Origin of the sequence: Mesorhizobium sp. M7A.F.Ca.US.002.01.1.1, assembly GCF_004022955.1 — a bacterium.
In the GTDB taxonomy this organism is placed as follows: domain Bacteria; phylum Pseudomonadota; class Alphaproteobacteria; order Rhizobiales; family Rhizobiaceae; genus Mesorhizobium; species Mesorhizobium ciceri.
Map to the genome: position 1 here is coordinate 1 of NZ_RZQE01000176.1, position 11,012 is coordinate 11,012.

Here is an 11,012-nt window from a genome sequence, read left to right on the forward strand (position 1 = left end):
TTTTCCGCCCGCCACAAGGTCAAGCCCGGCGTCACCGGCTGGGCGCAGATCAATGGCTGGCGCGGCGAGATGGACACCAACGAGAAGATCCGCATGCGCACGGAGTATGATCTCTACTACATCGAGAACTGGTCGCTGCTGTTCGATTTGCGGATCCTGTTCCTGACGCCGCTCCGGCTGCTCAATACGGAAAACGCCTATTGAGCGCGATCAGCCATGATCTGCCGCAGGTCGTGGTCAACGCCAAGCTGGTCGCGCTGATTTCCTCGGGCGCGGTCTTCATCGGCATTCTGCTGTCCGGCTTCGTCATCAGCGAGCCGGCGCCCTATGAGCTCTACATGGCGGGGCTGATTGCCATCTGGGCGCTTTTCGGCTTGCGGATTTCCCGCGCGGCAACGCCGCTGCTGGTGCTGCTGGTGACGATGAACATCGGCGGCATGATCTCCATGACGCAGATGGCGGACCTCGCCAACACGCCGCTCTATCTCGCCGTGTCGCTGTTTCTCGCCTTCAGCGCGGTGTTCTTCGCATCGATCACAGCCGTACAGCCGAGCCTCTACCGATTGATCTTCATTGCCTATGTGGTTTCGGCCGTGGCCACCTCGCTGCTTGGCATTGCAGGCTACTTCCATGCCTTTCCGGGCGCCGAGATGTTCACCAAATACGACCGTGCCGCCGGCGCCTTCCAGGATCCGAACGTGTTTGGACCGTTCCTGGTGCTGCCCGGCATCTATCTGCTCTATTTGCTCCTGACCGGACCGGTGACGCGCATGCCGCTGCTGGCGGTGCCACTGCTGATCATCACCGCCGGCATCTTCTTCTCCTTTTCGCGCGGCGCCTGGGGCATGTTCGCCGTTTCGGCCGTCCTGCTCACCGGCTGCCTGTTCCTGCAGAGCGCCAGCGGCATGTTCCGGCTGCGCGTGGTGGTGATGACGATTGCAGCACTGGCGCTGCTGGTCGTCGCCATGATCGTCATCCTGCAGCTGCCCGGCGTGTCGGAGATGTTCTCCAACCGTGCCCATCTCGAACAGAGCTACGACACCGCCCGGCTCGGCCGCTTCGCCCGCTACGGCATCGGCTTCCAGATGGCGATGGAGCATCCGTTCGGCATCGGCCCGCTGGTCTTCGGCACGATCTTCGGTGAAGACACCCACGACATCTGGCTGAAGATGCTGATGGATTATGGCTGGCTCGGCTTCGTGTCGTTCCTCGCGCTCGTCTTGTGGACGATAGCAGCCGGCTTCCGCATCCTGCTGCGCGACCGGCCGTGGCAGCCCTATCTCCTGTGCGCCTATGTCGCCTTCATCGGCAATATCGGGCTCGGCACCTTCATCGACATCGACCACTGGCGCCACGTGTACCTGCTGCTCGGCCTGATCTGGGGCGCCATCGCTCTGGAATACAGGCACCAGCGGTTGTTGCGGCCTGCCTTTCAGGGCTCGCCGGCACCGGCAATCGCAGCGGGATAAAAGTCGCGGAATTCGGTTGACCCGCACGGGGTTATCACGATACATCGCGACCGGTCCGGAGTGTAGCGCAGCCCGGTAGCGCACTTGACTGGGGGTCAAGGGGTCGTCGGTTCGAATCCGGCCACTCCGACCATTAGTTTCCTTGAAGCCCCTAGTTTTTATCGAAGGCGCCGGAAGCGCCTTTTCCCTTTTCGGAACGAAGGGCACTCAAATCGCCAGTCTCGGAACAGGACTCCCGAGAAAAGTCCCGAACTGGACAGTTGGATGTTCTGCATCCGTGCGCATTGGCGATCTGAGATTTGCTCAACCAGTGTCTTTCAAAGCACCCGCAGATTTTCAGAATGTCGGCTGGTCGCCGCCTGCAGATGAGCAGGATGCTCGGAGCTCAAAGCATTTTACGAGATCCATTCCCTGCTAAACTGGGAGCTTCGCAATCTCGGCTCGCCAATACCTCATGGCCTCCCCAATAACGTCATCCAAGAATTGCCGGGTCTGGTCATCCTCTGTCACCACAAGAGCAGGCTCACCAATATCGAATCCTGAACTGAACGTTTCAGCTGAAAATCCCCCACCGCGCTGAGCTTTGGTTGGTTTTTGGCCCCGAGTGATCGTTGCTGTTTTTCTGCCTAGTGCTCCGTGCTTGTGAGTGTCGTGTATGTCCCGTGCGATGGCCAACGCAGGCACGGCCGAGCCGAGGGAATCCCGCTCCAAGCTGACTTTTTGCGCGATTGGATTAGTGTGCCGGATGAAGTGTTCGGCTAGATTATCAATTTCACCCAGTGCGATTATGGCATGCCGCACGCTCAGGTCCTGGGCCGCCCACTCGGCAACCGATGGTTCTACGAAGTCCTTGAGGAATTGAAGCGGGTGCATGCTTAGGAAGCCCCTATCTCTTATGGCGCGGCGATCTCAGCGCAGGATGAACGGCAATGCGCTGGCTTGGCGTTACCGTTCTTTGAATGATAGCAACATCAGCGGCAGCTTGCCGCCTGGAAGTGAGGGCGGGTCTAATCCGGCTGCTTGGCTCGTCTTCTCAGCGTAGCCACCAGCCTCTCTCGCAGTTCGTCAAAAATCCCAAGGTTATTGAGCGCGCTGATCTGCGAATCTATGGTAACTACTGCATCTGGAATTTTTTCGGTTTTACGCCTCGCGTAATCGTACAGCGCAGCGGACCGCGCGTAAATTTCGGCAGCGTCGAGAATGTATTCTTCCAAATTGGCGGCCGCCACGATCATTCGCTCCGGGCGCCTTTTGGGGACTATCGAGCTTATCCTCGACCTCTGAATCTGTATTTTCGTCAGAGTGGCCGCCAATGTTTCCCTGTCGGTCGGAAGCGACACCTCCGTCATTTCCTTAAAAGCCTGAATTGCTTCGGCCGGAGGCGTAGGAAAATCTTTTACTTTGACTGATCGTGGAAGCGATCCATCAACACACCTGTCTAGCAGGCTTCTTAGTATCGAGGCGCACTCTTCGGCGTATTCGGAAAGGAGGCTTAGCGATAGCGGCAGAGTGGCGCGGGCTGCCGCTCTGCGGCTTGCCAGCCTCTCGGCTTCAAGACAAATCTCCTGCCTCATTTGCATATTGATTGCGCGCACGCCCCACCAGGCGCCAGCCAAAGCAACCAAGCCCGCGATTAGTGTTTGGTAGTCATACAGCCACTCCCAGTGGAAATTGGAGGAGAACTGGCAGAGTCCGTAATGCGCAACAGGACTGCAAGCATCATGTGCACCTTGCCAGATGGCGCTAACAGCAAGAAAGACTGCGGCCGTCAAAATTATCGCCCTCGAAATGCTGTTTACCACGGAAGAATCCTTGAACTGCGCATCCTTTGGTGGATTGCCGCCGGCAATCACCAATACAAATAGCCGATTCACTTGGCTGACATGACGAGATTCGTCATGGGCGCACGCTTTCCACAGGGTCCCCGCAACAGGGACCATACCCAACGCGCCTCAGCGCGATCCTCAGCTGTGCTCGCAGGAAAGCAAAGCCTAAGTCCAGATCGATCAAGCATCGGGGTCTGCTTGATGGGATAGAAGCCGCCGATGTCGCGGCCGCCCTGCTGGCTGCAGGATACCGTGATGTCAATGCGCCGGGCGGCGTATCCTCCAAGTTAATGACGCGAGATGCGTCGTGAACTTTCCATCCCAAAGCGTCGAGGGGCTACCCCTGGCACACATCGACCCATTCGGCGCCGATTAGCTCAACCATGCGCTGCGGGCTGATCCGCACCGCCGCATTGGTGGCGCCTGCCGCGGGCACGACCTCGTCAAATTCGCGCAGCGATACGTCGCAATAGACCGGCAGCGGCGCCGGCAGGCCGAACGGGCAGACGCCGCCGACCGGGTGGCTCGTCGCTTCGACAACTTCCGCCGCGTCGAGCATGCGCGGCTTGCCGCCGAACTGGTCCTTGAACTTGCGGTTGTCCAGCCTGGCGATGCCGCTGGTCACCACCAGCATGGTGCGGTCGCCGACGCGCAGGCAGATCGTCTTGGCGATCTGCGCCGGCAGCACGCCATGCGCCTCGGCCGCCAGGGTCACCGTCGCCGAGCTCGCCTCCGTGACGATGACGTCGATGTCAGGCGCGTGGGCGGCGAAGAACGCACGAACGGAGTCCAGGCTCATATCGAAAAACCCATGGTTCAAAAACTTGAAGGACGGCGGATTGCTGTCCAGCAGCCGGGGCCGCCGCGCATATAAGCACGCGCGGCATACAAATCGGCAAGCGCCAGGCTGAAGCAGACGCTGCGGCAGGTACAAAGAAACCCGCCAAGAGGGCCTTGGCGGGTTCTCTGGAATGCCTGGTGCGGGTCTACGCCAGCGATCGACCTTGCGCCGCCGGCGGCGCAGCCGGGGTGATCAGAGCTTCCTGGGGAAGGTGAAGCGCGGACACAATACGACGCAGCTTCGACGGATCGGTCACTCTGCCGCTTTCGATATCCTCAATCTCGTCCACCGCCAGGCCGCATGTCAGGGAGAGCTCTTCCACGCTGTAACCGCGGGTCTCCCGCATCGCTCTGAGGGTGTTGTAATCTGGCCCGCTCCCGTTGGTTGCCGGTTCGGAGTGGGGTTCGCTTTTCGCATTATGGGGCATTGGCAACTCCATGACTGAAAGAGTTTGATCAAATGAGGAGTGTTGCCTGAGACGGTCGGGAAGATGCCCTCTCACTGGTGATTTGCCAAGGGCCAAAATGGCCGTCACGGGATCGTGAACCGGGTGCCTGGCGCGGCCTCTGGCGCACACGTCGCGATCAAGTTGTTTTGAAGGCCTGATTGGCCTTTTGCCGGCAGTTTCGCCGCGCCCATTCGTTATCTCCGGGTCGCTGGCGCGAAACCATCCGGTTCCAGCCAGTTCTCTCCCGGAAGGATTTTTTGCAATGAACTTGAAGACAGTCATGGTCGTGCTCGGCACGATTTCCAGCCTTTCCGTCGCCGGCGCGGGCGCCGCCCAAGCCGCAGGCGCGCTTCGTGTGCGCGGCACGGTGGTCAGTTTTAAGCCCACGCTGCTCACCGTGAAAACCCGCCAGGGCGATACCGACGCGATCAAGCTCAAGGCCGGCTGGAAGATCTCGGGCGTCGCCAACGCCTCGGCAACGGACATCAAGCAGGGCGATTTCCTCGGCATTGCCTCCGTATCGAAAGCGGATGGCGGCAGCGGCGCCCTGGAGGTGGTGGTCTTCCCGGCCGCGCTGAAAGGCACTGGCGAGGGTGACCGCCCCTGGGACCTGCAGCCAAACAGCCGGATGACCAACGGCACCGTCGCCGATGTTACCGATATAAGCGGGCGATCCGTCACGCTGACCTATGACAATGGCCAGACCAAGAAGATTTCGATTCCCGACACCACCCCTGTCGTCACCTTCGCGCCGGCGACGCCGACCGACCTCAAGCCGGGTGCGACGGTCTTTGTCACCGCTGAGCGGGGCAGTGACGGCGCACTCAGCGCCAGCCGCGTCGTGGTCGGAACCAACGGCGTCGTGCCGCCGATGTAGTCGGACAGGCGGCCAATGGCCGCCTCTCGATCTTGCCGTGCATGGTGGCGGGAGGCTGGATTGGGCAGAAACAGTCCAGAAACAAAATTCTACAATCGGGAAATACTGACGAAAAAATTCAGGCGCGTAATTCCATTCGCGGCGGGCGGGCTATCGCCCCGATCCATATGCGCCCGCGAAACAAAAGGAAACGATCCATGAAGAAGTCCCTCCTCTCGGCCCTCGGGCTTGCAGTTGCATTGGCTTTCACGGTGCCCGTCATCGGTGCGACGAGTGCGGATGCGGCGCCGATGGCAAAGCATCATCGTCACCACCATCATCATCGCCACCATGTCCGCCATCACCATCATCACCGCCACCACCACCATGTGATCGGAAACAAGGCCTAAGCACCGCAGACTGCCACCGAGAAGACCGGCCTTGGCTTCCCTGTCCAAGGCCGGTCGTCCCTTGGCATTGCGGCGCGTCAGCTCGACACGATTTGGGCGCACCAAGTTCGTCGAATGACGGCGCCAGCTATCTCCACCATCAGAAGCACCGCCTCAGCGCCGGCTGAACAGCAGACTGGCGACAAGACCGAGCACCACAAGGCCGACAGCAGCGGCAGCCGCCGGATGGTCGCGGGCCGACCTCTCGATCACCCTGCCCTGTTTGCGCAGTGCCGGCATGGCGTCGCGCAGACGCCCCGCAAGATCGGAATAGGTGTCGAAGGCTGCATCGCGACCGTCCTCGTAGTAGGCGCCGCCTCGCCTTGCCACAGCCCTCTTCAAGCTGGCCAGTTCTTTGGTGAGAGCCGCGACCTGCCTGTCGAGATCGATGTCCGAGAGGGTCGAAAATGATGCCATGATGTGTTTCCTTCACTTGCAGAAGGAAACGTAACGCCTCACCGGAAGACGGGTTCCGGTTTCGAACTATCGCGTCGGGCTGCGGTCAGCGCACCTGATCAAGCAGGCGCTTGCATTCCAGGAGGTCGAACAGCGCCTCCTGCAGCAAGGCCCTGTTGTCGCGCGAGAGTTTCGATGCATCCGGCTGCACCGGACCGTCCTCGTCGCTCTTGCCCAGGCCGAAAAAGCGACGGCTGGGTTTGACGCGCGGCTGGCCGACCAGTTCGTCGTCCATGCTGCGCGGCTGGGCCGCCGGCGTCAGCGGCACCTGGTCAGCCTGCCTTCGCTGCGAGATCGCCTCGACGGCGGCCATGTCGCCATTGCCGATGGCAACCAGGAAATGGTTGCCGTTCTCGCGCAACAGCTTCTGCACGCCCTTGATGGTGTAGCCCTGGTCGTAGAGCATGTGGCGGATGCCCTTGATCAGCTCGACATCCTGCGGCCGGTAGTAACGACGGCCGCCGCCGCGCTTCATCGGCTTGATCTGGTTGAAACGCGTTTCCCAGAAGCGCAGCACATGCTGCGGCAAATCGAGATCTTCGGCGACCTCGCTGATGGTACGAAAGGCGTCGGGGCTCTTGTCCATGGGCGAATCCTCACGCTGGACGATGATCCGGCCTAGCTGCCGAATCGGGGCTTATTTCAGCGGTTTATGAAGCAATATTCAAGCCCGGCGTCATGGCGGCGGCGGTTTTCAACCGCGCAGTAGGATTACTTGCCGCTTTTGGCCTTGCCGCTCTGATGGGAGCGCAAGATACGGCTCTTCAGCACGTTGGACGACTTGAAGGTCATCACCCGACGCGGCAGGATCGGCACTTCCTCGCCGGTCTTGGGATTGCGGCCGATACGCTCGTTCTTGGAGCGGACGTGGAATGTCGCGAAGGACGACAGCTTCACCGTTTCGCCGCGCACGATGGCTTCGCAGATTTCATCCAGCACCGCTTCGACGAGTTCGGCCGATTCAGTGCGCGACAGGCCGACCTTCCGGTAAACTGCCTCGGCAAGGTCGGCGCGCGTAAGTGTCTTTCCCCCCATGCGACCGTCCCATCAGCTCAAAACATAAAATTCGGCACAACAACGGCAGAGCCTAAGTAATTGATCCGTCAAGGTCAAGGACCGAAACTGGACCGTTCGGCACTTACCAGCGAACCAGGACAGCGCCCCAGGTGAAGCCGCCACCCATCGCTTCCAGGAGGACGAGATCGCCCTTCTTGATGCGGCCGTCGGCAACGGCCACCGACAGCGCCAACGGCACGGAAGCAGCCGAGGTGTTACCGTGCAAATCGACCGTAACCACCACCTTTTGCTCAGCTATCCCGAGCTTCTTGGCGGAAGCGTCAATAATTCGTTTATTGGCCTGGTGCGGCACGAACCAATCGAGATCCTCGGCTGAGATACCGGCTTGCGCAAACGTCGCCTCGATGACGTCGGTGATCATGCCGACCGCGTGCTTGAAGACTTCGCGGCCCTCCATCCGGAGATGGCCGACCGTACCCGTCGTCGACGGCCCGCCATCGACAAAAAGCTTGTCCTTGTGCGTGCCGTCGGAGCGCAGGCTGGCCGCCAGAACGCCATGGTCGGCGATCGTGCCCGCGCCCTCGCCCGCTTCCAGGATCATGGCACCGGCGCCGTCGCCGAACAGCACACAGGTCGACCGGTCGCTCCAGTCGAGAATGCGCGAGAATGTTTCGGACCCGATCACCAGGACACGCTTGGCCAGGCCGCCGCGGATGTAGAGATCGGCGGTGGTCACGGCATAGACGAAACCCGAACAGACCGCCTGCATGTCGAAGGCAAAGCCGTGATGCATACCGAGCCGGTTCTGGATCTCGACGGCGGTGGCCGGAAACGTGTTGTTGGGCGTCGAGGTCGCCAGCACGATCAGATCGATGTCGGCGGGCGTGAGGCCCGCATTGGCAAGTGCGGCACGTGCCGCCGCTTCCCCCAGCGAAGCCGTCGTCTCGTCATCGCCCGCGATGTGGCGCTGGCGAATGCCGGTGCGCTGGGCGATCCACTCGTCGGAGGTCTCGACCATGCCTTCGAAATCGGCATTCTTCATGATTCGGCGGGGCAGCGCGGCGCCCGTGCCGCGCACGACTGATCTGATCAAAGTTCTTTCCTATTCCTTTGCGTCGGTGACGACGTCGGATTTCCTAGATGACAGGGCGCGCGGGTTGCGCGCATGAAACAGGTCCAGATCGGCCTCGATACGGTCGAGGAGGTTGTTGCGGACCATGTCATAGCCGAGTTCGATCGCGGCGGCGAACCCGTCAGAATCAGCACCGCCATGGCTTTTGACGACGATCCCGCTCAGCCCCAGGAAAACGCCGCCATTGGAGCGGCCGACATCCATCTTTTCGCGCAAGCGGTTGAAGGCGCCCTTAGCGAAGACGTAGCCGATCCTGGCCATCAGGGTGCGGCTCATCGCGGCGCGCAGATAACCCGCTATCTGGCGCGCCGTGCCTTCCGCGGTCTTCAGAGCGATGTTGCCGGCGAAGCCCTCGGTCACCACAACGTCGACCGTGCCCTTGCCGATATCGTCGCCCTCGACGAAACCGTGATAGTTCATCGAGGCCATGTTGGCTTCGCGCAGCATGCGCCCCGCCTCCTTGACCTCTTCCTGGCCTTTGATCTCCTCGACGCCGACATTGAGCAGGCCGACGCTGGGCCGGGCTATGCCGAAGACCGAGCGCGCCATGCCGGTGCCGAGAATGGCAAAATCGATGAGCTGTTGCGCATCGGCCCCAATGGTCGCGCCGACGTCCAGCACCACGCTTTCGCCGCGCAATGTCGGCCAAAGGGCTGCGATCGCCGGGCGATCGATGGTGGCCATGGTGCGCAGGCAGAATTTCGACATCGCCATCAGCGCACCGGTGTTGCCCGCGGAAATGCAGGCGTCGGCCGTGCCGGCCTTGACCGCTTCGACGGCCTTCCACATCGATGACTTCCAGCGGCCGTGGCGCAGCGCCTGGCTCGGCTTGTCGTCCATCCTGACCGCAATTTCGCAATGGAAGAATTCGCTGATCTCGGCAAGCTTGGGAAATTTGGCGAGCTCCGGGCGCACGACCTCCTCACGCCCGAAGATGACGAAGCGGATGTCGGGACGACGGGTCGCGACCGTCATGAGCGCTGGAATGACCACGGCTGGTCCGTGATCGCCGCCCATGGCATCGATGGAAATCCTGATCACGCGGTATTTGTCTCACGGTTAGGCGGCAGGTCGTTTAGCGACCGCGAAGGTTCGGCGAAAATAACGGTTTTGGGCTGCCACACAACCGACTTTTCCGTCGCGGGCGAGCTTTTCAGGATTTTCCCAGCAAGGATCGCAGTTTTTGCTGAAATTCATTCTCCGCCGGTTCGGTCTCGCTGCCGGCGTTGAGCGATGCGCCCTGCTTACGCGGATAGGGGTCGATGGCGAGCCCGAAATACTGTTCGGCGAGTGCCCCGACATCGATCGTGTCACCGGAAAATGTCTCTGGACTGTCAGGGCCTTCCGCGTCGAGCAGGATCTCGCCGCCACCATCGAAACCCTGCCGTCCAAGCTTGGAATCCTCGGGCAGCAGAAGCGCTTCGACCGGTTCGTCGATATGCGCTTCGACAGGCTCGAGCGTGACGATGCAGGCCTGGGTGATGTCGGCTTCGACACGACCGCTTATCTTCACGCCATTGCGCTTCCACGACGCGACCAGAAGCTCGGCGCGATAGGATTCGACCGAAATCAACCCGTGCTCCTCGGCCAGTGCCGCACGCTGTGCGGCATCGGCTTCGATAACCAGCGGCAGGCCCTTTTGCGGCAGGCGCGTGATGTTTGCACGGAAGGAGACCGGGCTTTGCGGGTCCACATGCTTCATTGTTCAACCTCCTTGGCGGCGGGAAAGGTCAGCGTGCCGGAGACAATCGATTCGGATGTCTGCGCGGCCAGATGATTGCGCGCGTCGGTAACATAGTTGGCCAGCAGCGATGCCTCCAGCCAGGCGCCCGCGTCGGGCCGGACATTGCGGGCAAGAGCCGCGGTCAGCGCTTCATGGTCGTTTCTTTCCAGGGCATCGTCATAGGCAGCGGTTCGGCCATAAAACATCTTTGCCAGCTTTTTCATGCGTTTGGGCACGCCAACGTCGCCAATGCCCAATTCCCGCAACGAATGGTCGACGTCGAGGAAGAACTCGTCGATCAGCACCTGGGCGACCTCTTGCGCCGCACCGCTCTCACCGCGCAACCTGTGCTGGAACAGGAACATGTGCAGCGACAGCATCTCGAAACGGCCAAGCGGCGTGTCTGGCACATTCCAGTGGGAATAAAACACCGTCTGCCGCGCCGCCGCCACGATTTGTGCGTAAAGCGCCTCGGTGATAGCGCGGTTGGCGTAGCGTTCGCGGCCAAAAAAGCGCTGGAACATTGGGGATGGTCTCCTGGGGACCGTTTGTTGAAGTGGGCTTGTTGCATCGGCAAGCAAGCTGGTTTACCGGTTTCGCGGCCCAGCGCAAGTTGCGGCCAGCTAATGGAGTTGTTGTTGCGCGCGCTGAATTTCAAGTCGACCTTCTCGTCCAGGCCCGCCGGCGCGATCTCGCTGCTGATGATCGTTTCGGCACTATCGGCCTGCCACACCTCCAAGATGATCGGCGACCTCAGCCCGAGTGAGACGCTGACGCAAGGTTACGTCATAGACC

At 60.9% G+C, this 11,012-nt stretch carries 15 protein-coding genes, 1 tRNA gene and 1 pseudogene; 5 read left to right on the plus strand and 12 right to left on the minus strand.

Features of this window, described 5'->3' with window-relative positions; genetic code table 11:
* The 3 genes from EN932_RS18060 to EN932_RS18070 all read left to right on the plus strand — a co-directional run.
* A partial coding sequence (locus EN932_RS18060) for a sugar transferase (RefSeq protein WP_206618944.1) occupies nucleotides 1–204 on the plus strand: 204 nt, incomplete at its 5' end.
* Nucleotides 201–1,469, plus strand: a complete 1,269-nt coding sequence (locus tag EN932_RS18065) for an O-antigen ligase family protein (protein WP_127368453.1) — start codon at nucleotides 201–203, stop codon at nucleotides 1,467–1,469. The genes EN932_RS18060 and EN932_RS18065, both read left to right, overlap by 4 nt.
* A gap of 56 nt (nucleotides 1,470–1,525) precedes the next feature.
* Nucleotides 1,526–1,602, plus strand: a tRNA-Pro gene (locus tag EN932_RS18070).
* Between the two features lie 281 nt (nucleotides 1,603–1,883).
* Here EN932_RS18070 and EN932_RS18075 read toward each other — a convergent pair.
* From EN932_RS18075 to EN932_RS38945, 4 genes are all read right to left on the minus strand, one after another.
* A complete protein-coding gene (locus EN932_RS18075) occupies nucleotides 1,884–2,342 on the minus strand; it encodes a hypothetical protein (protein ID WP_127368452.1) in 459 nt (152 codons plus the stop codon).
* A gap of 134 nt (nucleotides 2,343–2,476) precedes the next feature.
* The gene (locus tag EN932_RS18080; RefSeq protein WP_127368451.1) at nucleotides 2,477–3,409 is read right to left on the minus strand and encodes a hypothetical protein; all 933 of its coding nucleotides are present in this window, start codon (nucleotides 3,407–3,409) and stop codon (nucleotides 2,477–2,479) included.
* A gap of 223 nt (nucleotides 3,410–3,632) precedes the next feature.
* Complete coding sequence (locus EN932_RS18085; RefSeq protein WP_127368450.1) at nucleotides 3,633–4,094, minus strand: YbaK/EbsC family protein; 462 nt, start codon at nucleotides 4,092–4,094, stop codon at nucleotides 3,633–3,635.
* A 187-nt stretch (nucleotides 4,095–4,281) separates the two neighbouring features.
* On the minus strand, nucleotides 4,282–4,866 hold the full coding sequence (locus EN932_RS38945) for a helix-turn-helix transcriptional regulator (RefSeq protein ID WP_245460911.1): 585 nt from the start codon (nucleotides 4,864–4,866) through the stop codon (nucleotides 4,282–4,284).
* Here EN932_RS38945 and EN932_RS18095 point away from each other — a divergent pair.
* Complete coding sequence (locus EN932_RS18095; RefSeq protein WP_027162415.1) at nucleotides 4,847–5,461, plus strand: hypothetical protein; 615 nt, start codon at nucleotides 4,847–4,849, stop codon at nucleotides 5,459–5,461. The genes EN932_RS38945 and EN932_RS18095 overlap by 20 nt on opposite strands.
* Before the next feature lie 89 nt (nucleotides 5,462–5,550).
* On the opposite strand, the gene EN932_RS37995 is transcribed toward EN932_RS18095, so the two are convergent.
* The 8 genes from EN932_RS37995 to EN932_RS18135 form a co-directional block, all read right to left on the minus strand.
* Nucleotides 5,551–5,898 carry a hypothetical protein gene (locus EN932_RS37995; protein ID WP_164753443.1) on the minus strand — a complete coding sequence of 116 codons (348 nt, stop codon included), beginning with the start codon at nucleotides 5,896–5,898 and terminating at the stop codon, nucleotides 5,551–5,553.
* A gap of 105 nt (nucleotides 5,899–6,003) precedes the next feature.
* Nucleotides 6,004–6,306 carry a hypothetical protein gene (locus EN932_RS18105; RefSeq protein WP_013532229.1) on the minus strand — a complete coding sequence of 101 codons (303 nt, stop codon included), beginning with the start codon at nucleotides 6,304–6,306 and terminating at the stop codon, nucleotides 6,004–6,006.
* Nucleotides 6,307–6,391: 85 nt separating this feature from the next.
* Nucleotides 6,392–6,931 carry a MerR family transcriptional regulator gene (locus EN932_RS18110; RefSeq protein ID WP_063167770.1) on the minus strand — a complete coding sequence of 180 codons (540 nt, stop codon included), beginning with the start codon at nucleotides 6,929–6,931 and terminating at the stop codon, nucleotides 6,392–6,394.
* Between the two features lie 125 nt (nucleotides 6,932–7,056).
* Nucleotides 7,057–7,380 (minus strand): integration host factor subunit alpha, encoded by a 324-nt coding sequence (locus EN932_RS18115; RefSeq protein ID WP_013532231.1) that lies wholly within the window; start codon nucleotides 7,378–7,380, stop codon nucleotides 7,057–7,059.
* A gap of 103 nt (nucleotides 7,381–7,483) precedes the next feature.
* A complete protein-coding gene (locus EN932_RS18120) occupies nucleotides 7,484–8,455 on the minus strand; it encodes a beta-ketoacyl-ACP synthase III (RefSeq protein ID WP_024504674.1) in 972 nt (323 codons plus the stop codon).
* 9 nt (nucleotides 8,456–8,464) lie between these two features.
* A complete protein-coding gene (plsX, locus tag EN932_RS18125; RefSeq protein ID WP_024504675.1) occupies nucleotides 8,465–9,535 on the minus strand; it encodes a phosphate acyltransferase PlsX in 1,071 nt (356 codons plus the stop codon).
* A 112-nt stretch (nucleotides 9,536–9,647) separates the two neighbouring features.
* Nucleotides 9,648–10,196: a DUF177 domain-containing protein gene (locus EN932_RS18130; protein ID WP_027162417.1), complete on the minus strand. Its 549-nt coding sequence runs from the start codon at nucleotides 10,194–10,196 to the stop codon at nucleotides 9,648–9,650.
* Entirely contained in the window at nucleotides 10,193–10,741 is a 549-nt protein-coding gene (locus EN932_RS18135) for a ubiquinol-cytochrome C chaperone family protein (protein WP_063167769.1), read from the minus strand. Before EN932_RS18135 ends, EN932_RS18130 begins: the two co-directional genes overlap by 4 nt.
* 114 nt (nucleotides 10,742–10,855) lie before the next feature.
* Here EN932_RS18135 and EN932_RS39740 point away from each other — a divergent pair.
* Nucleotides 10,856–11,012 (plus strand): annotated as a pseudogene (locus EN932_RS39740) (outer membrane assembly protein BamE); the annotation flags it as partial.